Source organism: Frigoriflavimonas asaccharolytica, assembly GCF_013294015.1.
GTDB lineage: Bacteria > Bacteroidota > Bacteroidia > Flavobacteriales > Weeksellaceae > Frigoriflavimonas > Frigoriflavimonas asaccharolytica.
On sequence record NZ_JABSNO010000001.1, the window covers coordinates 115428 to 139430 of the forward strand.

The window sequence follows — 24003 nt, forward strand, 5'->3', positions numbered from 1 at the left end:
TATGGAAAAAACAACATTAATTTCAAAATTAAAAGAGACAATCATCAATGTTCCAGATTTTCCTATTGAGGGAATTCAATTTAAAGACATTACGCCTATATTTTTAAATCCAAAATTGTACGAGGAGGTAATCGAAGATTTAGCAAATTTCAGTCGTGGGAAAGTAGATGCAGTGGTAGGCATTGAAAGTAGAGGCTACCTTTTCGGAATTGGTATTGCAATCGCTTTAGACGTTCCATTCATATTAATAAGAAAAAAAGGCAAACTTCCACCACCATTTGTATCCGAAAAATATGATCTAGAATATGGTACCTCCGAAATAGAAATGCGAGAAGGCCAAATAAAACCTGGTCAAAAAATTCTAATACATGATGATCTTCTTGCAACTGGCGGCACTACAGAAGCTGCCTCAAGATTAGTAGAGAAACAAGGCGCAATTGTGAGTCAATTTAGTTTTCTTATTGGTTTAAAAGATTTAGAAGGTCAGAAAAAACTAGAGCAATTTGGAGCCGAAATTTACGAAGTTTTACAATTTTAAAATTTAAAATTTCTAAATAGTATATACACACATTTAAATAAAGAAAGGAGGATTCCAATGAATTATCTAGTACCAAAAATAATGTTTTGTATATACCAAAGAAACCATTAAATTTGCAAAATCATTTATAAAAGATTATGAGCAAGAAAAATAAAGAAATAGAAGGAAAGGAAACGGTAGAGTTTTTTCAAGAATTGGACAAAGACGCGCTAAAAACCGAAAAATTTGTAGAAAGAAATGCCAAACTTTTAGGTATTATATTCGGTGCTTTGGTGCTTGGTGTTTTAGGCTATTTCGTTTATCAACAGTATGTTGTAGCTCCTAAAAATGAAGAGGCGATGAAAAGTTATTTCTCTGCACAGAAGAATCTTACGGCTGGAAAAGACACTTTAGCTTTAGGTGGTAAATCTGCTGCAAACCCAGGATTTCTTGGTACTTATGAAAAATATTCTGGCACAAACGTGGGAAAATTATCTGCATATAATGCTGGCTTATTAAAATTTAAAGAAGGAAAATTTCAAGAATCTTATGATCTCTTAGATAAATTTTCTTCTGGAAATGGAATTCTTATGGCTTTAAAATATGGAGCAATGGCAGATGCACAATCCAATTTAAACAAAAGCGAAGAGGCAATGTCTCTTATTGATAAAGCTGTTTCTGCTTCAGATGATATGTACACCCAATATTATTTCAGCAGAAAAGGTGGAATACTCGCTTTAGCGTTGAACAAAAAAGATGTTGCCAAAAAGTATTTCTCAAGTATTGGAGAAAAATATCAGGAATATGACAATGGCACTTCTGATGCTTACGTAGAAATGGTAAAATATTATTAAATAAAATAAAAATGGCTACAGTTAATCTATCCGATTATCGCCCTTTAAAAATTTCCAATGCCGATGATTTTACCATCGGCATTGTGGTTTCAGAATGGAATGGTTTCGTTACCAACAACCTTCGAGATGCCGCTTTAGAAATTTTAGAAAAAGAAGGCGTAAATTCTAAAAACATAACAGTACATGCAGTTCCTGGCGCTTTTGAATTGTGTTTTGCAAGCATGCAACTTTGCAAATCTAAAAAATACGATGCTGTAATTGCAATCGGTTGCGTCATTCGTGGCGAAACACCTCATTTTGAATTTGTTTGCTCTGCAGTTGCACAAGGCATCAAAGATTGTAATATTCTTACAGATATTCCCGCAATTTTTTGTGTGCTTACAGATGATAAAAAAGAACATTCTATTGCAAGAAGTGGCGGCGATTTGGGCAACAAAGGTGTAGAAGCTGCCGTAACTGCTTTGCATATGATAGATTTTAAAAGAAAATTAACAAAGTAACAGCTTGTATTCTTTTCAAATTTTTCAATAATTTTCGAGTGTCTAATTTTTAATTTTTAAAGAAAATCATGATGAAAAATTTATTCCTACAAAAAACAAAACCTTTCCTCTATCTCGGAGTTTTTTATCTAATTCTTTCTTTTATTTTAAGAATTGTCTTCATATTCCATCCTATTACTTCTGCAAATTTTAGTGTGTTAGAAACTTTGCAAATTCTTTTTGTAGGCTTATTGAGTGATGTTTTTGTTTTCGCGATAGGAAGTGTGATTCTTGCACTATATATGCTTTTCTTATCAAATGGAAAATACAAAAATCCGCTTGGAGCGATTGTTTTTGCAGTATTTTTATCTATATTTCTTTACGTTTGGTTGGTCCCAAATAATATTTTTAGGCAATATGGAGGCTCCATTTGGGAAATAGCAATGGCATTTATTGGGTTGAAAACCTTTCTTTTTGGTTTGATGTATTTCGCTAAAAACCATCGCACAAAAATTAGAAACATCCTATACTTTATCACACTGTTTCTATGCGTATTCGTAATAACACAAAATGCGGTAAGCGAATATTTTTTTTGGAATGAATTCGGAGTTCGATACAATTTCATAGCGGTAGATTATTTAATTTACACCAATGAAGTCATCGGAAACATAATGGAGAGTTATCCTGTGATTCCTCTATTTTCAATTATTGGTATTTTCACCATTGCAATTACAATTTTCATCTATAAAAAAACAGTAGAACAATTAGAAAATCTACCAAGCATACCACAGAAAATAATACTTTTGGTTTCTTATACAGCATTATTTATAATCAGTTTATTTGTTATTCCAAAATTTGCAACTATAAAAACAACAAACAATTTCGCTACAGAAATTCAGGCAAATGGATTGCCAAAATTTTACAACGCATTCACGAACAATCAATTAGATTTTTTTCAATTCTATCCAGTTATTGATCAAAAGTTAGCAGAATCAACTTTTCTTGAGGATTTTCAACCTTCTACTTTGCAAAGAAACATTGTCTCTGATTCTACAGAAATAAAGAAAAATGTAGTCTTAATTTCTATAGAAAGTCTTTCCGCAGAATTTCTAGAGCATTATGGAAATGACCAGAAAATAACCCCATTTTTAGATAGTCTTGCAGATAAATCTTTGATGTTTACCAATCTGTATGCAACCGGAAACAGAACAGTGCGAGGTTTGGAAGCTTTGACGCTTTGTATTCCACCAACTGCGGGAGAAAGCATCGTGAAAAGGAAAAACAATAAAAATAAATTTACCACAGGAAGTATTTTTAAAGAAAAAGGATATTCTACAAAATTCCTTTACGGTGGTTATAGTTATTTTGATAATATGAAGGACTTTTTCCAAGGAAATGGTTATGATATTGTAGATAGAGACAATTTTAAAGAAGAAGAAATCACTTTTGCAAATGTATGGGGTGTTTGTGATGAAGATATGGCGAATAAAGCTATACAAACGATGAATGAAGAAGCCAAAACTGGGAAACCATTTTTCAACCATTGGATGACGGTTTCTAATCATAGACCATACACTTATCCGGAAGGGAAAATAGACATCCCGCCTTCCACAAAAAGCAGAGGAGGTGGTGTGAAATATACTGATTATGCTTTGCGGAAATTTTTTGAAATGGCAAAAAAACAGCCTTGGTATAGCAATACAGTTTTCGTAATTATTTCAGATCATTGCGCTTCTAGTGCAGGTAGTACAGAACTTCCGATGGATAAATACAGAATACCTGCGATGGTTTTTTCCGAAGGTTTTGTAAAACCTCAAAAATTTTCTACTTTGATGTCTCAAATAGATGTGATGCCTACTCTATTTTCTTTGTTAAATTTTAATTACACCACAAAATTTTTAGGCCAAAATGTATTTGACATAAATTACAAACCGCGTGCATATATCGCAACCTATCAAGATCTTGGTTTAATAAAAGACGATAGATTGACAATTATTTCGCCTACCAGAAAAATAAAACAATACCAATTATCATTAAAAGATTCTAATCTTCCGCAAGATTTTAAACTGATTTATGATGAAACTTTATTAAAAGATAAAAATGAAAATTTAGTTCAAAAAACGGTTGCAACCTATCAAAGTGTTTCTTATTGGCTAGAAAATAATAAATTGAATCAAAAGAAATAAGGCTATTAAATATTATAAAATCTCTACGAAATTAATTTAATTAGCTTTTAATTTAATTTTGTACTTTTAAAATTCAAAAAATAAAAAACTAGATATGAAATGGACAAATGATTCTGGCGGAAACGTGGAAGATAGAAGAGGAACTGGAAGCGGAGGCGGAAAGCTTGTTGGTGGCGGATTGGGAACTTTAATAGTTGCAGCCATCATATTTTTTCTTGGCGGAGATCCTTCTGCTTTAATTTCTAGTGGAATGCAACAACAGTCTGCACAGACAGAACAAAGAGATTTAACTTCAGAAGAGCAGCAAATTTATAAATTTGTGGACATGCTTGCCAAAGAAAATATAGAAACTTGGACTGCAGAATTTCAAAAAATGGGAATGCAATACCGAGAACCAAAAGTAGTCATTTTTGAAAACGGAACGCAATCTGGATGCGGACCAGCAGCGTCTTCTATGGGACCATTTTATTGCCCAGCAGACGAAACCATCTATATGGACATGAGTTTTTTTGGCGAACTTCAACGTAAATTTGGTGCAAAAGTTACAGAATTTTCCATCGCTTATGTGCTTGCTCACGAGGTTGGTCATCATGTACAAACCGTATTAGGAACCTCGGGAAAAGTAGATCAATTGAGAAGAAGTGGCAAATATTCTGAGGCAAAGATGAACAGAGTATCTGTAGCTACAGAATTGCAAGCAGATTTCTACGCCGGAGTTTGGGCAAAAAAAACAGATCAGCGAGAAAATTTTCTCGAGCCAGGAGATATCCAAAGTGCTATGGAAGCAGCGGCTGCAGTTGGAGATGATAATATTCAGAAACGTTCGCAAGGTTACGTAAACCAAGAAGGTTTCACACACGGAAGTTCTGCGCAAAGGCAAGAATGGTTCATGAAAGGCTACAATACTGGAGATATAAGACAGGGAGATACTTTTAATGCTCTGCTGAAATAATTCAAAAATAAATCCATTTAAACTAAATTTCGCGTAAATTAAATTTTATGCGATTTTTTTTGGGAAATTTTACAAAATCTTCGTTATAATTTTAAGAATTAATTATATAAAGAAAATAAATGTAAACTTATTATCTTTGTGCCAAATAAACTTCATTTGAAAATAAACGGAAAAAAAATAGCGAAAATTACGGGCATCGCGGTAGCAAGCATTATTGTTTTGCTTATTTTACTCGTATTAAGTCTCCAAATTCCTGCAGTGCAAAATTTTGCAAAAGGAAAATTGGTTAATTATCTAGAAGATAAAATAAAAACGGACGTTAGTTTAGAAAGAATTTATATTGATTTTCCATCCAGCTTGGTGATGGAAAAATTGTATTTGAAAGGGCAAAAACAAGATACTCTTCTTTATGTAAAAAAATTAGATGTAGGTATAGATTTACTTCAATTAGTTAATAGTAAAGCAGATATTACCTCTATAGATTTAGAAACTGTGAGAGCAAATGTGGTTCGAGATAAAAGCGGAAAATTTAATTTTGATTATATTCTAGATGCTTTTGCGACCAAAGATGAGGAGGAAAGCACTTCCAAACCTTTCATAATTTCTTTAGACAAAATAAAAATTAAAGATTTAGGAGTTAATTTCACCGACAATCAAGCTAGAAATGATATTAAATTCTACGTGAAATCTTTTGATACGCGTGTACAAAAATTTGATCTAGATAAAAATAATTTCGCGGTAAACAATATTAATGTAGACGGGCTAAAATTAAAACTAAAGCAGGACTTGGTAGAAGAAATAGCCAAAAAAACTGAAAAGACAGTGGATTCTATGGCCGCCGAAAATCCGTTTAAAATCGCGTTGAATAGAATAAAATTAACCAACTTCGATATAGATTATGGAGATGATATTTCTAAAACCTACTCTACTATTAAATTTCAAGAATTAAGTACAAAAATAAATCAATTAGATTTAGAAAATAGCCAATTTAATGTAGACAATGTATTGCTAAAAGGTGCAAATATTGATGCTAAATTATTTTTAGCAGCCACCAAAAAAGCCAATACAGAAAATATTTCTTCACCTAAAACCGAAAGCAAACCTATGCAAATAAGCTTAAGGAAATTGCTTTTTGAGGATGTGAAATTAGTATACAACAATACTGCAGAGCCAATTGCACCTGCTGGAATGGATTTCAATCATCTCAATTTTTCTAAAATGAATGTAGAAGTTCGCAATTTCAAAATGATTGAGGGAACTTTTGCAGGAACTGTAAATAGCGCAGAAATTCAAGAATCTCGTGGTTTGAATATTCAAAAATTTAATACAGATTTTGTGTATGAGGATAAACAAGCTTATTTAAAAGATCTCTATCTGCAAACACCGCAAACCGTATTAAAAGATGAATTGGTTTTGAATTATAATTCCATCGAGCAACTTTCTGCAAAACCTGGGAAAGTAGAAATAATGGCAAACATCGCCAATTCAAAAATTGGTTTCAAAGATATTCTTTTGTTTGCGCCAGATTTAAGAAAGCAAGCGCCTTTTAATAAATATCCCAACGGAATTTTGAATGTGGATGCTCGTTTGAAAGGTTTTATTAATGATTTAACCATCGATAATCTGCAAGTTTCTGGTCTGGATAAAATGAAATTAGCACTATCTGGAAAGATAAAAAATGCTACAGATCCCAGCAAATTATTCTACAATTTAAATATTAGAGAATTTTCTACTTCTGCAAGAACGATTTTTAATGTAGTGCCAAAAGGAACAATTCCAACAAATATTGCTTTGCCTTCTTCCATTAGTTTGAATGGTGTTGCAAAAGGAACTACACAAGTTGTGAATACCAATATGAAACTCACTTCCACGCTTGGAAATGCAAAAATTGATGCGAAATTGGATATGCGCAAAAAAAACGCAGAGCAATATAATGTGATCGCTGATCTTCAAAATCTTCAAATCGGAAAAATAATTCAGAATAAAGATTTAGGAATTATCACAGGGAAAATAGTTGCAAACGGAACTGGTTTTGATCCAAATAAAGGTATTGCAGACGTAAAAGGAAATATTGCAGCGGTAGATTATAATAAATACCGCTACAGAAATATGAACCTAAAAGCAAAGGTGAATCGTGGAAATTATATCATCAATTTAGATTCCAAAGATCCAAACGCCAACCTTGCTATAAATGCTTCTGGAAGATTGACGGATAAAGATCCATCGGTAAAAGTTGCGGGAAATATTATTAAATTAGACCTTAATAAATTAGGTTTTTATGCAGAACCAATGATACTTGCGGGGAAATTAGATGGTGATTTTCAAAGTCTAAATCCAGATGCATTGAATGGCGAATTAACGTTGCAAAATTTTGCAATTTCGGATACAAAAACGGTATTTCCTGTTCAAGAGGTCTATTTAAAAGCCGTTTCTACAGAAAGTTCAAACAGTATTTCCCTTCAATCTCAAATTGCAGATTTAGAAATGAACGGAAAATTTAAACTTTCAGAAATTTTTGGCTCGCTTTCTAATACCATTAATGAATATTACCATTTTCAAAAAGCGGGTAAAAAAGCGAAAATAACTGCAGGACAATTTTTCACCGTTCAAGCGCAAATAAAAGACGATGATTTATTAAGAAAATTTGTACCAGAATTAACAAGTTTCGACAATATAGATTTAACCGCAAATTACGATGCCGATTCTCAAAAACTCATCGTTAATGGTACCATTCCAAAAGTTGTGTATGGTGGAAACACGATTGAAAATGGAACGCTCAACATTAATAATGAAAATAATGCTTTGCAATATGATGTTACTTTGGGCAAATTTGCCACTGAAAGTTTGGCTTTAAATAAGGTAAAACTCAACGGAAATTTGGCAGAAGATGTTATTTCTTATAATTTGACTACTCAAGATCAAAAAGATGTAGAACAATTTTTAATAGCAGGAACTGCGAAAACCTTTAATGATATTACAGAAATTTCTCTGAATCCAGATGGTTTAAAATTAAATTATGATAATTGGGCAGTTTCACCAAACAACAAATTACAAATAAGCAGCAAAGGTTTTTATGCAGATCAATTTACTTTGTCTAATGCAGGTAGCGAAATCAGTTTGCAATCGGAAAGCACGCAAGCAAACAGCCCGATGAATGTGAGCATCAAAGATTTCAAGATAGAAACCATCACAGAAATGCTGAAAAAAGATTCTCTTTTGGCAAAAGGAACTGTGAATGGAACTGCACAATTGCGAAATATCACCAAAAAATTAAATTTTGATGCCAATATCGACGTTGCAGATTTAGAAGTATTTGGAAATCCCGCAGGAAATTTAAATCTTAAAGCCAACAACAAAACTGCAGACGTCATCAATACAAATATTGCTTTGACAGGATTTAATAATGATGTGAAAATTATTGGGGATTACAATACTGCAACATCTAGAATTGATGCAGATTTGGTGATGAACCGTTTAGAAATGCAAACTTTGCAAGGATTCACAGCAAATGCGATAGAAAATACGGAAGGTTATCTAAATGGAAATTTAAAAATAAATGGAACTGCGGATGCGCCAAATATTTTGGGGCAAATAAAATTCAATAATGTTGGTTTAGAAATCGTAAAAATTGGCAGCAATTTTAGAAATTTAAACGATCCTATTTTGTTTACGAATAAAGGAATAAAATTCAATGATTTTAAAGTAAATGATCCTTCTGGAAACTCACTCGTTTTTGATGGTAATATCCTGACCACCAATTATAAAGATTATGCATTTGATTTAGATTTGAACGCGAAAGATTTCAACGTGGTAGATTCCGAAGAAAATAAAGACAACATTATGTATGGAAAGCTTGCGATAGATGCAGCTTTAAAAATACGCGGAGATATGAATTTGCCAAAGGTAAATGGAGACTTAAGCGTGGTTGATAATACAGATTTTACCTTCATTTTGCCAAGCTCTTCACCTTCTTTGCAAGATAGAGATGGCGTTGTAGAATTTATAGATCAAGATCAAGTTGCCTTGAATGGTACGATAAAGCAAGATTCCATCAACGCAGATACAGGTTTGAAAGGTTTGGATGTGAATGTGAATATTGCCGTGAGCAAAGAAGCAAAAATGTCTATCATTATAGATAAAGCCAACGGAGATTTTGTAGCACTACAAGGTACCGCAAATTTAAACGGTGGAATAGATCCAAGTGGAAAAACAACTTTAACCGGAGTATATGAAGTTGAAAAAGGATCGTACGAAATGTCTGTAAGTTTATTAAAAAGAAAATTCGATATTCAAAAAGGTAGTACCATTACTTGGACAGGAGAACCAACTTCTGCACAAATGGATATAACCGCGATATATAAAACCGATGCTGCACCTTTAGATTTGCTACAACAGCAACTTTCTGAGGGAGATTTGAATCAATATAAACAAAGAATTCCATTTGAAACTTTATTAATTTTAAAAGGTGAACTTTTGAAACCAGAAATTAGTTTTGATATCACTACCAACAAAACAAATAGTTCCGTCTCTAGCCAAGTATTAGAAAACACGGAGGCAAAATTGGCGCAATTGCGAACAGAGCCATCAGAATTAAACAAACAGGTATTTGCGCTGCTTTTATTGAATAGATTTATTGGCGAAGATCCTTTTAGCAGTAGTACTGGTCTTTCTGGAGCTACACTAGCCAAGCAAAGTGTAAGTAGAATTTTGTCGGAACAATTAAACAATTTAGCATCCGATTTAATAGGCGGAGTAGAATTGAATTTCGATCTGGAATCCAGCGAAGATTATTCTACTGGAACTAGAAATGAAAGAACAGATTTAAATGTTGGCATCAGCAAAAGATTATTAAATGATAGATTAACAGTGTCTGTTGGTAGTAATTTTGGTGTAGAAGGAGAAGCACGCGCAAATGAAAAAACTTCAAGTATCGCGGGAGATGTAACGATAGATTATGCTTTATCAAAAGATGGAAGGTATAAATTGCGTGCATACAGAAAAAATCAATACCAGGTTTCTTTGCAAGGTCAAGTTATAGAAACTGGAGTTGGTTTTATTCTAACTATAGATTACAATAAATTTCGCGAAATTTTTCAAAGATCGAAAGTAGAAAAAGAAAATAAAAAAATAGAAAAAACCTCATCTTCTAAATAATTTCTAGATTAATTATGAGTATTAAATCAATAAAAAAAACTTCCCTGTCCATCATTTGTGGCGTATTTCTACTGTCAGGTATCAACTCCTGTAGTAATATGAAATATTTAAAAGAGGGAGAATATCTATATACAGGTGCAGATATTAAAATTGCGAACGACACAATTTCTAAAAAGGAAAGTTCTACTTTAAAAGGTAGATTAGAAGAAAACTTAACGCCAAAACCAAATTCTTCTTTTCTTGGTTTAAGACCGAGATTGTACATCTACAATATCACCAAAGAACCAAAAGTGAAAGGCAAAGGTTTGAGGAATTGGTTGAAATATAAAATTGGAGAAGAACCAGTTCTTTTAAGCGATGTTGATAGAGAATTTAATGCAAAAATTTTAAAGAATTATTCCGAAAATAAAGGCTATTTCAACACAAAAACTTCTTATGATACCATTGTAAAAAATAAAAAAGCAGAGGTAGAATATGAAGTGAAAACTGGAAGCAGATATTTGATGAGCGATGTTCATTTTGTACCAGATTCCACCGCAATTAGCGATTATGTGCAAAATATTGCATCTAAATCTGTTCTAAAAAAAGGCAGACCTTTTGATTTGGACGTGATAAAATTTGAGCGAGAAAGGATTAATAATCATTTAAAAGAAAACGGATTTTATTACTTTAGTCCAGATAATATCATCGTACAAGCAGACAGCACAGTTACCAATAAAAATAAGGTAGAAATGTTTGTGAAATTGAAAGACAATACGCCAAATCTATCTAAACAACAATTTACAATAGATAAAGTTGTCGTTTTTCCAGATTATAATATCGAAGATGTGAAAGGCGGAAAATACAACATTCCATACAACACAGATTCTTTGGAAATTGTTGATAATCTTTACATCGTAGATCCTAAAAATAGATTTAATCCCAAAATATTTGATAGAGCATTGTATTTCAACCGTGGAGATTTATACAATAGAACAGATCACAATTTATCGCTAAATAGACTCATAAGTCTAGGAGTATTTAAATTTGTGAAAAATGAATTCAAAATTTCAGATTCTGCCAACAATAAATTCGACACCTATTATTTACTTACGCCAAGACCTTTCAAATCACTAAGATTGGAAGCTCTAGCAAAGCAAAACTCTGCAAATTATGCAGGAAGCGAAGTGAATTTAAATTGGATTCATAGAAACGCTTTCAAAGGTGCAGAACAATTTAAAATGTCCGTTTATGGAGCTTTTGATGTAGCAGTTGGCGGACAAAGAGATGCCAACAACATCATAAGAGTAGGTGCAAAAGCAGAACTTTCTATCCCTAGAATTATTGCTCCGTTTCAGTTCAATACTTCTAGCGCATTTGTACCAAGAACCAATGCATCTCTTAGTTATGAATTTCAAAACAGGACGCAACTCTACACTTTACAAAATTTGAATGCTAGTTTCGGCTACCTTTGGAAAGAAAATGAGCGCAAAGAGCACGAGCTAAAAGTGATGGATATTACTTATGTTGCACCTGCAAATATTACAGAAAAATACCAAGAACAAATAGATAAAAACCCAAGTTTGGGCAGAGTTACAGAAAAACAATTAATCTTCGGACCTACCTATTCCTACACATACACCAATACTGCTTCTCAAAAAACCAACACTTACTACTACAAAGGTTTTCTAGATTTGGCAGGAAATGTAACCGGATTGGTAACTGGAGCGGATGTAAAAAACGGCAATGAAAAATTAATAGGTGGAATTCCTTTCAGCCAATTTTTGAAAACGGAACATGACCTTAGATACTATAGAAAAATTGGAGAAAATAGTTCTATCGCAACCAGATTAATTGGTGGAGTTGCGATACCATATGGTAATTCTGAATTAATTCCATTCTCTCGTCAATTTTCTGTGGGAGGTGGGAATAGCATTCGTGCTTTCCGAGCCAGAAATTTAGGACCAGGAAGTTATGACCCAAGAACAGAAGATACAGATTTCTTTTTTGATCAAGCCGCAGATATAAAACTAGAGGCAAATCTTGAATATAGAGCCAATATTTATAAATTTTTAAACGCCGCAGTTTTTGCTGATGCCGGAAATATTTGGCTAGTAAATGAAGATGCTCAAAGACCAGGTGGAAAATTTTCTAAAGATTGGGTGAAAGAAATTGCCGTTGGAGCAGGAGTTGGTTTGCGTTTAGATTTTAATATTTTATTATTAAGATTAGATCTTGCAATGCCACTCAGAGTTCCGTATTATGAAGAAGGCGAAAGATGGAGGTTAAACCAAATAGATTTTGGCAGTAAAGAATGGAGGCAAGATAATTTAATCTTAAATATCGCAATCGGATATCCTTTCTAAAACAAAAATTGATAAAAATAATAAAACAATAAATTTTTTTTGGGCAGCTTAATCCGCCTTCCGTTCCCATTCTTTTTTTGCAAAAAAGGAATTCCACTCAAGTCGGGCTGCAAAATAGCAAGTTTCTCTACGAAACGAAGTGATATTGAGAAACATAAAATATTCAAAATAAGATAAAAAAATTTTGCGAGCTTTGCATGAAAAAATTAATTATCATTGATGATCCTCTGCAAAACGAAGTGGCTCTGCGAAACAATTTACGCAAAGAAAATAAATAAACTCTGCGTTCGAAAAGAAAAAACAGAAAAAATAAAAACGCATTCCTCTGCAAAACGAAGTGGCTCTGCGAAACAATTTACACAAAGAAAATTAAAAAATTCTGCGTTCAAAAACTACCAAAATGATCAAAAAATTAAAATTTTCCTGGGAAGTCATCAAAGAAGCATTTGGAGAGTTCAATAGATCTGCAGCAATAAAAGATTCTGCGGCCATCTCCTACTATTCAATTTTCTCAATTCCAGGTTTGTTGATCATCATTATTTGGGTTGCCGGAAATTTCTTCGGCGAAGAAGCAATTCGCGGACAGATAACCTCCCAAATTGGTGGAATGATGGGAAAAGACACTGCAAAAAGTGTACAAGATTTAATTGCAAGCGCGTTGATAGATAAAGAAAATTTCATCATGAAAGCAGTTGGAGTCGGTTCTTTGTTATTTGCAGCTACTACCCTATTTTTTCAATTGCAACAATCTTTAAATCAACTTTGGGATGTAGAAGCAGCACCAAAAAAAGCATGGCTTAAATTTATATTAGACCGCGCAAATTCACTAGGAATGATCTTAGTAATAGGATTTTTAATGATTTCCACAATGCTGATGTCTACAATAATCTCCCTTTTTAATGATTATATTACAAAACAATTAGGATTTGGAACCTACGTTTTAGTAGATGTCCTCAATTATGTAATCGGTTTTGGGATGGTGGTTTTGCTATTTGCATTAATGTTTAAAGTATTGCCAGATATAAAAATTACGTGGAAATCCGTTTGGATGGGTGCCCTTTTTACTTCAATATTATTTACTTTAGGTAAATTTTTGCTTTCATTTTATTTTGCACAATTCAAACCCACATCTGCATTTGGACAGGCCGGAACAATAATTTTAATTATGCTTTGGATCAATTATACCTGTTCTCTTATATTTTTTGGCGCAGAACTAACGAAAGTTTACACCTACAAGAAAGGTCTACCCGTAAAACTTGCCAATCACTCAAAATGGAGAGTTGTAGAATTGTATAAGAACAAAGTAGCGGAGGAAAAAGGAGAATTAACTTTAGATGAAAACAAATCTAAAAAACCAAAAGACACATTGATTTGAAAAAAATAATATTCGTAGGTGGTGGAGCATCAGCTTTCTTTTGCGCCGCAAATTTGGATGATACAAAATACAAAATTATCATTTTAGAGCAAAATGCAGATGTTTTGCAAAAAGTAAAAATTTCTGGCGGCGGTAGATGCAACGTTTCTCACGCTTGTTTTAATCCAAAAGAATTGGTGCAATTTTATCCAAGAGGAAGCCGAGAATTGCTGAGTGTATTTACAAAATTTCAACCTGGAGATACGATGGAATGGTTTGAAAGTAGAAATGTACCCTTGAAAATTGAAGAAGATGGCAGAATTTTTCCAGAATCCAATTCGTCCCAATCCATCATAGATTGTATGCAAAAAGAAATTTCTGCAAAAAATATAGAGGTGAAAACGCAATCTGTAGTAAAGCAGATTATAACAACTGAAAATGGCTACAAAATCATCACAAAAGAGGGAGAGTTTGATGCAGATTTTGTAGTTTTTACCCCAGGAAGTTCGCCAAAAACTTTAAAAATTATTGAAGAATTGGGACATTCCACCATTCCTGCAGTTCCTTCTTTGTTCACATTCAATATTAAAGATGAATTGATTTCAGATCTGCCCGGAACTTCATTTTTAAATGCAGAAGTTGCCATACCAAAATTAAAAACCGACGAAAGCGGACCATTATTAATCACACATTGGGGACTTTCTGGACCTGCGATTCTCAAAATTTCCGCATGGAAAGCCCGAGAATTAGCCGACTTAAAATATCAATTTGAAATCAAGGTGAATTTTCTTGGCATTGATAAAGAAGATGCAGAAGATTTGTTTAATGATTACAAAAATGTAAACACAAAAAAAACAATCGGAAGTTCTAGAATTTTTGACATTACCAATAGATTTTGGCACCGTATTTTATGGTTGAGCAAGATAGATTTAGAAAAAAACATATCTCAACTTACCAAATCCGAAATTCAAAACTTATTAGAAAATCTATGCAATAGAAAACTAAAAGTGACTGGGAAATCTACCTATAAAGATGAATTTGTGACTGCAGGTGGTGTAAATTTGAAAGAAATAAATTTTAAAAATATGCAAAGTAAAATTCTTCCTAATTTTTATTTGGCAGGAGAAGTTTTAAATATTGATGCGGTAACTGGAGGTTATAATTTTCAAGCCTGCTGGAGCGAAGCATGGTTAATTGCACAGGATTTGAATAGCTTGTAAAGATGGAAATAAAATTTTTGAGTATAATGAGACATTATCATAACTCCTCGAAAAAAATAAATTGATTATGAAAAAATTATTGATTGTACTGTTTGCCATTCACAGCAGTTTTGCCCTTAGTCAAGAAAAAAAGAAAACCACAGATTTTCCACCAAAACAAGCTGCAGTGGAACCTAAAGCAATTGAAATTAATGAAAGTAATTCTGCAGAGAAGTTGCCGATATTTCCAGGAGGAGTAATGAAATTCCGGGATAAGCTAGCAGAAAAAATTGATCCCAATAAAATTATTGGTAGTGGTAAATTAAGAGCAGTATTGGTTTTTGATGTAGACACTGAGGGAGAAATTGCAGATATAAAAGTAAATGGGCAAAACACCAGTTTTAATGCAGAGATTCAAAAAGCTGTATTAAGAATTAATGGAAAATGGATACCCGCAGAAATGAAAGGAAAGAAAGTAAAATATAAGTATACAATCCCAGTAATAATGATGTTTGAGTCCTAGTTGAGCCAAAATGAGCTGCTTCTAAAAATAAAACAGAACCTCTTCTACTCTATTTTTAATCAACTTTGTACAGGTTTAAATTAATAGGATTATTATTTTGCACTAATTGTTTTTGTGCGTTAATTTTCTCTTCTCTTTTGCTTTGCGAATAATCAATTTCTTTCCCATTTAGGTCAAATCTCTGACCACTAAAAACCCCAGGATTCATATTCATAAATTGTTCCATAGCTCCAATTGGATTTTTATAAAATTCCTTCCACTTTTTGTTAAATTGATCAGCACTTACTTCATAAGACTTAAAAAATTGCTTATCAGAAATGTAGCTTTCTGTATTATCAGTTTTAAAATTTTCTGTTAAAATAAATGAATAATGCTTCTTAGAATCGTTCATCTCAATAATTAATCCCGGCAGATTAGAAAAAATGTAGGGACCATCTTGAAACGGAATTTCCTGAGTAAACCACGCTTCCCAAATTCGCCCGCCAAATTCTAAAGTTGCTTTCTGACAGATATATTTTTGAATTGTTTTGGTTTCATTAGTAAGTTTCCAATTTACGATTGGCTTTTGAACAACTTTATAAGGTTGAATTCCCACAAACTCTATAGAATATTGCAAGTTCCTACTTTTATAAACATTATTTTTAAAATTACCTTTTGTAAGAGTCACCGTTTCTGGGCCTTTGTTATTTTTGGCAGCGGATATCATGGCAGAATCATACTTCACTGTTGAATTACTTACAAACTCAGAATGATCTTTGAAAATTTCTAATATCGTTTCTTCCGTTAGAATACTATCTATTTTTGTAGAATCTGGTAAATATTTGTACGAATACATAAATCTGTGATTTTGAGAAAATAAAAATATTGAGGCTAAAAAGATTATTAACGTGAAGGTTTTAACCATAACTTATTATAAATTTTTGAAATTCATTTTATCTTTTTCTGTAGTTTAATATCTATCAACCAAACAATTGCAGCGCCAATTACATAGCACAAAATATCTATCCAGCTGAAAGAATTGCCCAAAACAATCATCGCAATTTTATTTTTCCCGAAACCTAAAACCTCGGCAAAATGAAAATATTGCAGAAATTCTATCACAAAAGAGAAGATTAAAACTCCGCTAATGGTTTTCGTTTTATCAACATCAAAAAAACTGAGGATAAAAGTATAGATAAAAGCCACCACCAAAACATCTCCAAAATAAGCCCGCAACCAAAATATTTCTTTGAAAACGGTTGCAATCAAAAACTCTACGATGAAAATTATGATTGTGACGATGAAATATTTAATATTAAATTTCATTTAATTAAATTACATTTGACAAAAATAACAAATAAACAATGAAAAAAATTTTTTCTTTTTTGGTCTTACTTTCTTTATTTTCTTGTACTACAACTTTGGTTTCCCAAAGAAAACCTTTTCAAAAAGAAAACTTTAAAATAGGAAAATACCATCAATTCAAAACTGAAAATAAAGAATATTACGGAAAAATAGATTCCATATCTCAAGAAAAGGTCTATCTATCTTACAAAAGTAACCCAAAAGAAGTCGTAGAAATTAGCCAAATTCAAAAAGCAAAAAAATATTCAGTTGGGAAAACTCTTGCCTATCCAATTATAGGTTATGCAGTATTAGCAACTACAGCAATTATAATATTAACACAAGGAATTTCAGAATAAACGATGTAAAAGACTTTACGCACTAATTATTTTCTAAGTAGAATTACCTTCATAAAAGCTAAATCTCTTTAAATTAAATGATGACAACAATCAATGTTGCAATACATCCAAAATCTAAAGCACATTTTGATAAATTTAAGAAAGCTCTTGAACTTATAGAATTGAAATTTGAATTAAAAAAAGACTCTCATCAAGAATACAGCGAAGATATTATCCAAGAAATCGAGGAAGCGGAGGGAGAATTAAAAAGAGGTGATTCTATTCGCGTAAAAAGTAAGGAAGAATTAAAATCATTTCTTGCATCATTATGAAATTTGAATTAGAATTCTCTAAAAAAGCAACCAAACAGATACACGTTTACAAAAGTCTGACGCTCAAAGTTATAAGAAGGTTTTGATTCTTTTAGATGAAATAAGTGAAAATCCTGAATTTGGGACAGGAGAACCAGAGCAATTAAAAGGTAGTTTATCGGGATATTGGTCTCGGAGAATTAACAAAAAAGATCGGTTAATTTATAGAATTAATGATGTTGAAATCATCATTTTCATCCTTTCTGCAAAAGGGCATTACGATGATAAATAAGTATTTATGAAGAAATTTATTTTATTATATTTTCTAATCTTAGGTTGTCTTTTTTCAGCACAAATTAATCAAAACGAAGTTTTCGAGAGAGAGTTGATAAGGTTGCAACATTTCCAAATGGATTAGTCGCATTGAGAGATTCAATATCTAAGAATTTTAATTCTAAAAATGTTAAGGAATTAGGAAAAATATCTTGTCAATTTTCATTTGTAATTGAAAAAGACGGAATTTTCACAGATGTCAAATCTATAGGGAAAAATGAAAGTTTTAATCGTGAAATAATTAGAACGATTAAAGGCATTAACGTAAAATGGATTCCAGCACAAAAAGATGGAAGAATCGTTAAATATCTTTTTATATGTCCCTTGACTATGTTTTTAAGATAGAATTAGTTATTATTTCCCAATCATCTTCTTAATAGAATTCAACTTCATCAAAGCTTCAATTGGAGTCAAAGTATTGATGTCTATTTTGGTTAATTCTTCGCGGATATTTTCCAAAACTGGATCATCTAATTGGAAGAAAGAGAGTTGCATGCTTTCTTCGGTCACTTTTTTCACCCCTTTTTTAGAACTGTTATTTGGTCGGCTATCTTCCAAAGTTTTTAGAATTTCTTTGGCTCGGTTTAATACTGCAGCAGGCATTCCCGCCAATTTCGCAACGTGAATTCCAAAACTGTGTTCACTTCCGCCAGTTATTAATTTTCTTAAAAAAATAATGTTGTCTTTATTTTCCTGTATCGCCACATGAAAATTCTTGATTCTATCGAAAGACAAAGTCATTTCATTCAATTCATGATAATGCGTTGCGAAAAGTGTTTTCGCTTTTGTAGGATGTGCGTGCAGATATTCGCCAATTGCCCAAGCTATAGAAACACCGTCATACGTGGAAGTTCCGCGACCAATTTCGTCCAAAAGAATCAAACTTCTATCCGAAATATTATTTAAAATACTTGCCGCTTCATTCATTTCTACCATGAAAGTAGATTCTCCCGTAGAAATATTGTCTGATGCGCCAACTCTGGTGAAAATCTTATCTAAAATCCCAATTTCTGCATGTTTTGCGGGCACAAAACTTCCTATTTGAGCGAGCAAACAAACCAATGCAGTTTGCCGAAGTATGGCAGATTTTCCCGCCATGTTTGGCCCCGTAATCATGATGACTTGCTGAGAATCTTTGTCCAAATACAAATCATTTGGAATGTACTTTTCGCCTAAATTTAAGGCTTTTTCTATGATGGGATGCCGCGCTTCTTTTAAATCTATAGCAAAACCATCGTTCAAAATTGGTTTGGTGTAAGATTCTGCTACAGAAAGTTCAGAAAGACCAACAGCGACATCTATTTGCGCAATAATTGCGGCATTTTCTTGAATTAAATCGATATAATTCATCACATTGTCGCAGCAATTTCTGTATAATTGATGTTCTAAAACGGAAATTTTATCTTCTGCGCCAAAAATTTGATCTTCATATTCCTTCAATTCTGCCGTGATGTAGCGTTCTGCATTCACCAAAGTTTGCTTGCGAATCCATTCTGGTGGAACCTTGTCTTTATGAGAATTTCTTACCTCAATATAATATCCAAAAACACCATTAAAACTAATTTTCAAACTAGAAATTCCGGTGCGTTCTGTTTCTCTTTCGCACATTTCGTCTAGAAAACCTTTTCCTGTATTTTGTATATTTCGAAGTTGATCTAGTTCTTTAGATATTTCAGCTTTGATTACATTTCCCTTACTGATGTTTACGGGAAGTTCCTCGTTTAGATGGTTTTCTAGAAATTCTATGAGTTCAGAAAGGTCATTCAAAGGTTCTATCCAAGTGAGAACATCGTGGTATTTTGCGAGTTCGGTTTTAATTTCTTTGATGCTTTTCAAACTTTCCCGAAGGTAACCGAGTTCTTTCGGTGAGATTTTTTCGGAGGCGAGTTTTCCCATCAATCGGTCTAAATCTGAGATGGATTTTAGATGATTTATTAATGAAAATTTTAGCGTTTCTTCTTTATTAAAAAATTCTACCAAGGCCAATCTTCGGTTTATTTCGGCAACTGATTTTAAGGGTAAAATAATTCTACGTCTCATCAATCTTCCTCCCATTGCGGTAGAAGTTTTATCGATAATATCCAACAGAGATTTTCCGCCAGCCGAACTTGGATATACTATTTCTAGATTTCTCAATGTGAATTGGTCCATCATCAAGTAATCTTCTTGTGGAATTTTAGAAATTTTGGTGATGTGTTTCAGCAAAGCGTGATGCGTATCTTCTACCAAATAGGCAAAAATTGCTCCTGCAGCTGTAATTGCCAGTTGCAAATCTTCAATTCCAAAACCTTTCAGAGAATTGGTGTTAAAGTGATTTTGCAATTTTTCTTGCGCATAAGTAAATTGGTAAGCCCAATCTTCTAGTTTAAATGCGTTTTTATTTTTTAATTGTGTAGGAAGTTCTTTATTTCTTTGATAAATGATTTCGCTGGGATCAAAAGTATTCACAACGTGCAGTAATTTCTGCAAATTTCCTTCGCAAACCAACAGTTCTCCAGTGGAAATATCTACCAAAGCCAATCCGTATTTTTCTTTTTCTTTGTGAATGGAAAGTAGAAAATTGTTCTTTTTTGAATTTAAAACTTGATCGTTAAACGTAACTCCAGGAGTTATCAATTCTGTAACGCCCCGTTTTACAATACCTTTCACAGATTTTGGATCTTCCAATTGGTCGCAAATGGCAACTCGAAGTCCAGCTCTTACCAATTTTGGCAAATAGGAATCTACAGAATGATGCGGAAAACCTGCCAATTCTATAAAACCTTCGCCATTTCTTCTTTTGGTGAGCACAATTCCCAAAATTTGGGAAGTTCTGATGGCATCTGTCCCAAAAGTTTCGTAAAAATCTCCCACACGAAACAGCAAAAGTGCATCCGGATATTTCGCCTTGATGGTGTTGTATTGTTTCATTAAAGGAGTTTCCGAAGTAGATTTTGCCATAGAATTTTTAGTAAAAATGATAAAGGCCAAAATTACGAAAATGATTGTTGTTTCAGGAAAAAGATTACAAACTCATGCAATATGCTGCATCTTGAGAATAAAAAATAATTTTTGTTTCAAATCGGTATATTTGCAAAATATTTTTAGAATTTATGCGCGTTTATAACACAAGAAACTTCATCAAGATACTTTTTAGTTTACATAAAAGCGATACGTTGAAGGTTTTGTTTCCAACAATGGTTTTAGTAGGTGTTTATTCTTATGGTATCTATTTTTTGGAAGTAGAATATTTGCATCTTACTTCAAAATCTGGAGTTGGAAGCGTGAGTTTGCTTCATTCTTTACTAGGTTTCGTTTTGTCTTTATTGCTGGTTTTTCGTACGAATTCTGCCTATGATCGATGGTGGGAAGGCAGAAAGTTATGGGGCAAACTCGTAAATGACAGCCGAAATATTTCCATTAAAATTGTAAATTTACTATCTAAAGAAACTTACGAAAATGAAAGAAATCAATTGGAGAAATATTTGAAGTTTTTTCCTCATTTTTTGGCAAAACATCTTTCTAAAGAATCTACCAGATTATCTTTGGATGCGGATTTTGTAGATTTAGAAGCTTCTTTGAAGCACCATTCTCCGTCAGAATTAGTATTTTTATTAAATAGAAAGATTATTAAATTAAGGCAATCTGGTGCTATTTCAGATTTTGATGTCATTTATTTAGATAAAGAATTGTCTGGTTTATTAGATGTTTGTGGTGGATGCGAGCGCATAAAAAACACACCAATTCCATATTCCTATTCTTCTTTTATCAAAAAATTTATTGTATTATACGTTCTCGCTTTGCCAATTGCTTATGTTGTTAGCATTGGATACTTTATGATTCCATTAACGGTTTTTATCTACTATGTTCTTATGAGTTTAGAAATTATTGCAGAGGAAATTGAAGATCCATTTAATAATGAAGAAAATGATATTCCGATGGAATCTATTGCACAAAATATTGAAAAGAACATAGAGCTAATTTTTAAAAAATAGTAAACTGATGAAAAAATTAAAACTCGAAGAATTAGGACGAATAGACATTCCTACCTTTAAAAAAACGGAGAAAATCCCTTTAGTTATCGTTTTGGATAATGTAAGAAGCATGCATAATGTGGGCGCAATTTTCCGCACTGGAGATGCATTTTTAATAGAAAAAATAGTGCTATGTGGCATCACTCCTATTCCACCGCATCGCGAAATACACAAAGCAGCTCTTGGCGCAACGGAAAGTGTAGAGTGGATTTATGAGAAAAATATAGACGATGCTCTGATTAAATTGAGCAAAGAAAATTTTCAAATAATTGGAATTGAACAAACTACGAACAGCAAAAAATTAAACGATTTCACAATTGAAAATCATTATAAATACGCTTTAGTTTTAGGAAATGAAGTTGATGGCTTGAGCGAAAATGCCCTCAATTTGTACGATGAATTTCTAGAAATTCCACAATTGGGAACCAAACACTCTCTCAATGTTTCCGTTTGTGGTGGCATTGTGATGTGGGAATTTTTTAAAAATTTATCTTAATATCAGCTTTTTTAAAAACTTATTTATCCGTAGGTTATCATTAGTATAATTTATTTCCTAAATTAGCATCATGTTTATCCGAGACTACATTTCCAAAGATTACCCTGCTTTTAATATCGAAGATTCTATAGACGACGCTTCAGAAATGGCCAAAGAATTTGGTTATTCCCACGTTTTTATAACTAAAAATGGAGAATTGATGGGAGCATTAAGTCAAGAATTTTTAGAAGAAAGTCCGGCGGGAAATTTAGAAAGCCTGGAGATTCATTTTGAAAGATTTGCCATCTTAGACGATGGAAATGTGTTGGATAGTATTAAATTATTCTACACCTTTAATGCGAACATTGTCCCAATTATTAATTTAAATGAAAATTATCTCGGTTATATTTCTTGCGAAGATGTTTTTAGTGAGTTTAATAAATATCCGCTTTTTAGCGAAAGTGGGGCAGTTTTGACAATTCAAACGCAAGATTTGCATTATTCCTTATCAGAAATCACACGATTGATAGAAAGTAATAATTCCAAGATTTATGGAATTTATGTGAGTACCATCAATAAAGACAACGTAGAAATTACGATGAAAATCAGCCATGAAAATCTTACATCAATAGATGAAACTTTAGAAAGATATGGCTATACAATTGTGCACAAACATTATGCAGACGAAAAAGAAGAACTTATGAAAGACAGATTTGGATTTTTTCAAAAATATTTAGAAGTTTAGATGATGACAGTTGCTATTTATACTCAAAAAAAAGATTTAGATACATTTTTGTATTTAAGCAAATTTATAACAGAAATGGAGCGCAGAAATATCCGCTGCATTCTCTATGGAGAAATGATCCAAACGATGAAGTTTTCTTCAGAATTTGAAACCTTTTCCAATAAACAAGATCTTCAAGAAAAAAAGGTGGAATTATTTTTTACTTTTGGAGGTGATGGCACTATTGTAACGTCGTTATTATATGTTCAAAATACAAATATTCCCATTGTAGGAGTAAATACTGGAAGATTAGGTTTTCTTTCTAGCTTCACAAAAGAAGAAGTTTTTTTAGAATTAGATGATATTTTAAATGGGAACACTACAATATCGGAGCGAACGGTAATGCAGATAGTTTCTCCCAAATTTGGCGTGTTTTTCCCCTATGCTTTAAATGATGTTACGATTTCCCGAAAAGAAACAACATCAATGATAACCGTAGAATCGTATATCAACAACGAGTTTCTAAATGTTTTCTGGGGAGATGGTGTTATTATTTCTACCCCAACTGGTTCTACAGCATATGCTTTAAGCTGTGGAGGACCTATAATTTCGCCAGAAAGCAACAATTTTGGAGTTACCCCAATTGCGCCCCACAATTTAAATGTGCGACCATTAGTCGTTTGTGATTCTGTAGAATTTCGCTTAAAAGTAGAAAGCAGACATCCACAATACACATTATCTTTAGATTCCAGGTTGATACACATGAATACCGATGTAGAAATTGTAATTAAAAAAGCAGATTTCAAAATTTCTTTGGTACAACCGAACAATATTAACTTTTATGAAACCATTCGACAAAAATTATTGTGGGGAAAAGATAAAAGGAATTAATTGATGATAATACAGTATCTAAAGTAAATATA

At 32.6% G+C, this 24003-nt stretch carries 20 protein-coding genes and 1 pseudogene; 18 read left to right on the top strand and 3 right to left on the bottom strand.

The window, feature by feature from the left end:
- Nucleotide 1 precedes the first annotated feature (1 nt).
- The 10 genes from HNQ03_RS00495 to HNQ03_RS00540 all read left to right on the top strand — a co-directional run bounded on the left by HNQ03_RS00495 (nt 2) and on the right by HNQ03_RS00540 (nt 15563).
- A complete protein-coding gene (locus HNQ03_RS00495) occupies nt 2–538 on the top strand; it encodes an adenine phosphoribosyltransferase (protein ID WP_173777845.1) in 537 nt (178 codons plus the stop codon).
- A gap of 137 nt (nt 539–675) precedes the next feature.
- Nucleotides 676–1371 carry a YfgM family protein gene (locus HNQ03_RS00500; RefSeq protein WP_173777679.1) on the top strand — a complete coding sequence of 232 codons (696 nt, stop codon included), beginning with the start codon at nt 676–678 and terminating at the stop codon, nt 1369–1371.
- An 11-nt stretch (nt 1372–1382) separates the two neighbouring features.
- A complete protein-coding gene (gene ribH / locus HNQ03_RS00505; protein WP_173777680.1) occupies nt 1383–1871 on the top strand; it encodes a 6,7-dimethyl-8-ribityllumazine synthase in 489 nt (162 codons plus the stop codon).
- Nucleotides 1872–1942: 71 nt separating this feature from the next.
- Nucleotides 1943–4036 carry an LTA synthase family protein gene (locus HNQ03_RS00510; protein WP_173777846.1) on the top strand — a complete coding sequence of 698 codons (2094 nt, stop codon included), beginning with the start codon at nt 1943–1945 and terminating at the stop codon, nt 4034–4036.
- 94 nt (nt 4037–4130) lie between these two features.
- Nucleotides 4131–4988, top strand: coding sequence for a KPN_02809 family neutral zinc metallopeptidase (ypfJ, locus tag HNQ03_RS00515; RefSeq protein WP_173777681.1), 858 nt, complete (start codon nt 4131–4133; stop codon nt 4986–4988).
- Nucleotides 4989–5126: 138 nt separating this feature from the next.
- Nucleotides 5127–10142 carry a translocation/assembly module TamB domain-containing protein gene (locus tag HNQ03_RS00520; protein ID WP_317170333.1) on the top strand — a complete coding sequence of 1672 codons (5016 nt, stop codon included), beginning with the start codon at nt 5127–5129 and terminating at the stop codon, nt 10140–10142.
- A gap of 14 nt (nt 10143–10156) precedes the next feature.
- Nucleotides 10157–12487 carry a translocation and assembly module lipoprotein TamL gene (gene tamL, locus HNQ03_RS00525; protein ID WP_173777682.1) on the top strand — a complete coding sequence of 777 codons (2331 nt, stop codon included), beginning with the start codon at nt 10157–10159 and terminating at the stop codon, nt 12485–12487.
- 400 nt (nt 12488–12887) lie between these two features.
- Complete coding sequence (locus HNQ03_RS00530; protein ID WP_173777683.1) at nt 12888–13862, top strand: YihY/virulence factor BrkB family protein; 975 nt, start codon at nt 12888–12890, stop codon at nt 13860–13862.
- The gene (locus HNQ03_RS00535; protein ID WP_173777848.1) at nt 13853–15061 is read left to right on the top strand and encodes a BaiN/RdsA family NAD(P)/FAD-dependent oxidoreductase; all 1209 of its coding nucleotides are present in this window, start codon (nt 13853–13855) and stop codon (nt 15059–15061) included. The genes HNQ03_RS00530 and HNQ03_RS00535 overlap by 10 nt, the downstream gene beginning before the upstream one ends.
- A 67-nt stretch (nt 15062–15128) precedes the next feature.
- Complete coding sequence (locus tag HNQ03_RS00540) at nt 15129–15563, top strand: energy transducer TonB (RefSeq protein WP_173777684.1); 435 nt, start codon at nt 15129–15131, stop codon at nt 15561–15563.
- 55 nt (nt 15564–15618) lie between these two features.
- Here the strand turns inward: HNQ03_RS00540 and HNQ03_RS00545 are convergent, their stop codons facing one another.
- On the bottom strand, nt 15619–16467 hold the full coding sequence (locus tag HNQ03_RS00545; RefSeq protein WP_173777685.1) for a GLPGLI family protein: 849 nt from the start codon (nt 16465–16467) through the stop codon (nt 15619–15621).
- Nucleotides 16468–16490: 23 nt separating this feature from the next.
- Nucleotides 16491–16868, bottom strand: coding sequence for a ribosomal maturation YjgA family protein (locus tag HNQ03_RS00550; RefSeq protein ID WP_173777686.1), 378 nt, complete (start codon nt 16866–16868; stop codon nt 16491–16493).
- 38 nt (nt 16869–16906) lie between these two features.
- On the opposite strand from HNQ03_RS00550, the gene HNQ03_RS00555 reads away from it, so the two are divergent.
- From HNQ03_RS00555 to HNQ03_RS00570, 4 genes and pseudogenes are all read left to right on the top strand, one after another.
- Nucleotides 16907–17245: a hypothetical protein gene (locus tag HNQ03_RS00555; RefSeq protein ID WP_173777687.1), complete on the top strand. Its 339-nt coding sequence runs from the start codon at nt 16907–16909 to the stop codon at nt 17243–17245.
- Between the two features lie 77 nt (nt 17246–17322).
- Nucleotides 17323–17556 (top strand): DUF2683 family protein, encoded by a 234-nt coding sequence (locus HNQ03_RS00560; protein WP_173777688.1) that lies wholly within the window; start codon nt 17323–17325, stop codon nt 17554–17556.
- 55 nt (nt 17557–17611) lie between these two features.
- Nucleotides 17612–17827: pseudogene (locus HNQ03_RS00565) on the top strand (Txe/YoeB family addiction module toxin); the annotation flags it as partial.
- Nucleotides 17828–17958: 131 nt separating this feature from the next.
- Nucleotides 17959–18213 (top strand): hypothetical protein, encoded by a 255-nt coding sequence (locus tag HNQ03_RS00570; protein ID WP_173777689.1) that lies wholly within the window; start codon nt 17959–17961, stop codon nt 18211–18213.
- A gap of 9 nt (nt 18214–18222) precedes the next feature.
- On the opposite strand, the gene mutS is transcribed toward HNQ03_RS00570, so the two are convergent.
- The gene (gene mutS, locus HNQ03_RS00575) at nt 18223–20808 is read right to left on the bottom strand and encodes a DNA mismatch repair protein MutS (RefSeq protein ID WP_173777690.1); all 2586 of its coding nucleotides are present in this window, start codon (nt 20806–20808) and stop codon (nt 18223–18225) included.
- Nucleotides 20809–20960: 152 nt separating this feature from the next.
- Between mutS and HNQ03_RS00580 the strand changes: the two genes are divergently transcribed.
- From HNQ03_RS00580 to HNQ03_RS00595, 4 genes are all read left to right on the top strand, one after another.
- Nucleotides 20961–21842 (top strand): bestrophin family protein, encoded by an 882-nt coding sequence (locus HNQ03_RS00580; protein ID WP_173777691.1) that lies wholly within the window; start codon nt 20961–20963, stop codon nt 21840–21842.
- A gap of 4 nt (nt 21843–21846) precedes the next feature.
- Nucleotides 21847–22377: an RNA methyltransferase gene (locus HNQ03_RS00585; protein ID WP_173777849.1), complete on the top strand. Its 531-nt coding sequence runs from the start codon at nt 21847–21849 to the stop codon at nt 22375–22377.
- Nucleotides 22378–22447: 70 nt separating this feature from the next.
- Nucleotides 22448–23101 (top strand): CBS domain-containing protein, encoded by a 654-nt coding sequence (locus HNQ03_RS00590; RefSeq protein ID WP_173777692.1) that lies wholly within the window; start codon nt 22448–22450, stop codon nt 23099–23101.
- A 3-nt stretch (nt 23102–23104) separates the two neighbouring features.
- Nucleotides 23105–23971 carry an NAD kinase gene (locus tag HNQ03_RS00595; protein ID WP_173777850.1) on the top strand — a complete coding sequence of 289 codons (867 nt, stop codon included), beginning with the start codon at nt 23105–23107 and terminating at the stop codon, nt 23969–23971.
- Nucleotides 23972–24003 lie beyond the last annotated feature (32 nt).

Coding starts and splice junctions, on each gene's coding strand:
- HNQ03_RS00530 (WP_173777683.1), top strand. CDS start 12,888: ATGATCAAAAAATTAAAATTTTCCTGGGAAGTCATCAAAGAAGCATTT.
- HNQ03_RS00500 (WP_173777679.1), top strand. CDS start 676: ATGAGCAAGAAAAATAAAGAAATAGAAGGAAAGGAAACGGTAGAGTTT.
- HNQ03_RS00545 (WP_173777685.1), bottom strand. CDS start 16,467: ATGGTTAAAACCTTCACGTTAATAATCTTTTTAGCCTCAATATTTTTA.
- HNQ03_RS00580 (WP_173777691.1), top strand. CDS start 20,961: ATGCGCGTTTATAACACAAGAAACTTCATCAAGATACTTTTTAGTTTA.
- HNQ03_RS00555 (WP_173777687.1), top strand. CDS start 16,907: ATGAAAAAAATTTTTTCTTTTTTGGTCTTACTTTCTTTATTTTCTTGT.
- HNQ03_RS00560 (WP_173777688.1), top strand. CDS start 17,323: ATGATGACAACAATCAATGTTGCAATACATCCAAAATCTAAAGCACAT.
- HNQ03_RS00590 (WP_173777692.1), top strand. CDS start 22,448: ATGTTTATCCGAGACTACATTTCCAAAGATTACCCTGCTTTTAATATC.
- mutS (WP_173777690.1), bottom strand. CDS start 20,808: ATGGCAAAATCTACTTCGGAAACTCCTTTAATGAAACAATACAACACC.
- HNQ03_RS00595 (WP_173777850.1), top strand. CDS start 23,105: ATGACAGTTGCTATTTATACTCAAAAAAAAGATTTAGATACATTTTTG.
- HNQ03_RS00510 (WP_173777846.1), top strand. CDS start 1,943: ATGAAAAATTTATTCCTACAAAAAACAAAACCTTTCCTCTATCTCGGA.
- ribH (WP_173777680.1), top strand. CDS start 1,383: ATGGCTACAGTTAATCTATCCGATTATCGCCCTTTAAAAATTTCCAAT.
- HNQ03_RS00495 (WP_173777845.1), top strand. CDS start 2: ATGGAAAAAACAACATTAATTTCAAAATTAAAAGAGACAATCATCAAT.
- tamL (WP_173777682.1), top strand. CDS start 10,157: ATGAGTATTAAATCAATAAAAAAAACTTCCCTGTCCATCATTTGTGGC.
- ypfJ (WP_173777681.1), top strand. CDS start 4,131: ATGAAATGGACAAATGATTCTGGCGGAAACGTGGAAGATAGAAGAGGA.
- HNQ03_RS00540 (WP_173777684.1), top strand. CDS start 15,129: ATGAAAAAATTATTGATTGTACTGTTTGCCATTCACAGCAGTTTTGCC.
- HNQ03_RS00550 (WP_173777686.1), bottom strand. CDS start 16,868: ATGAAATTTAATATTAAATATTTCATCGTCACAATCATAATTTTCATC.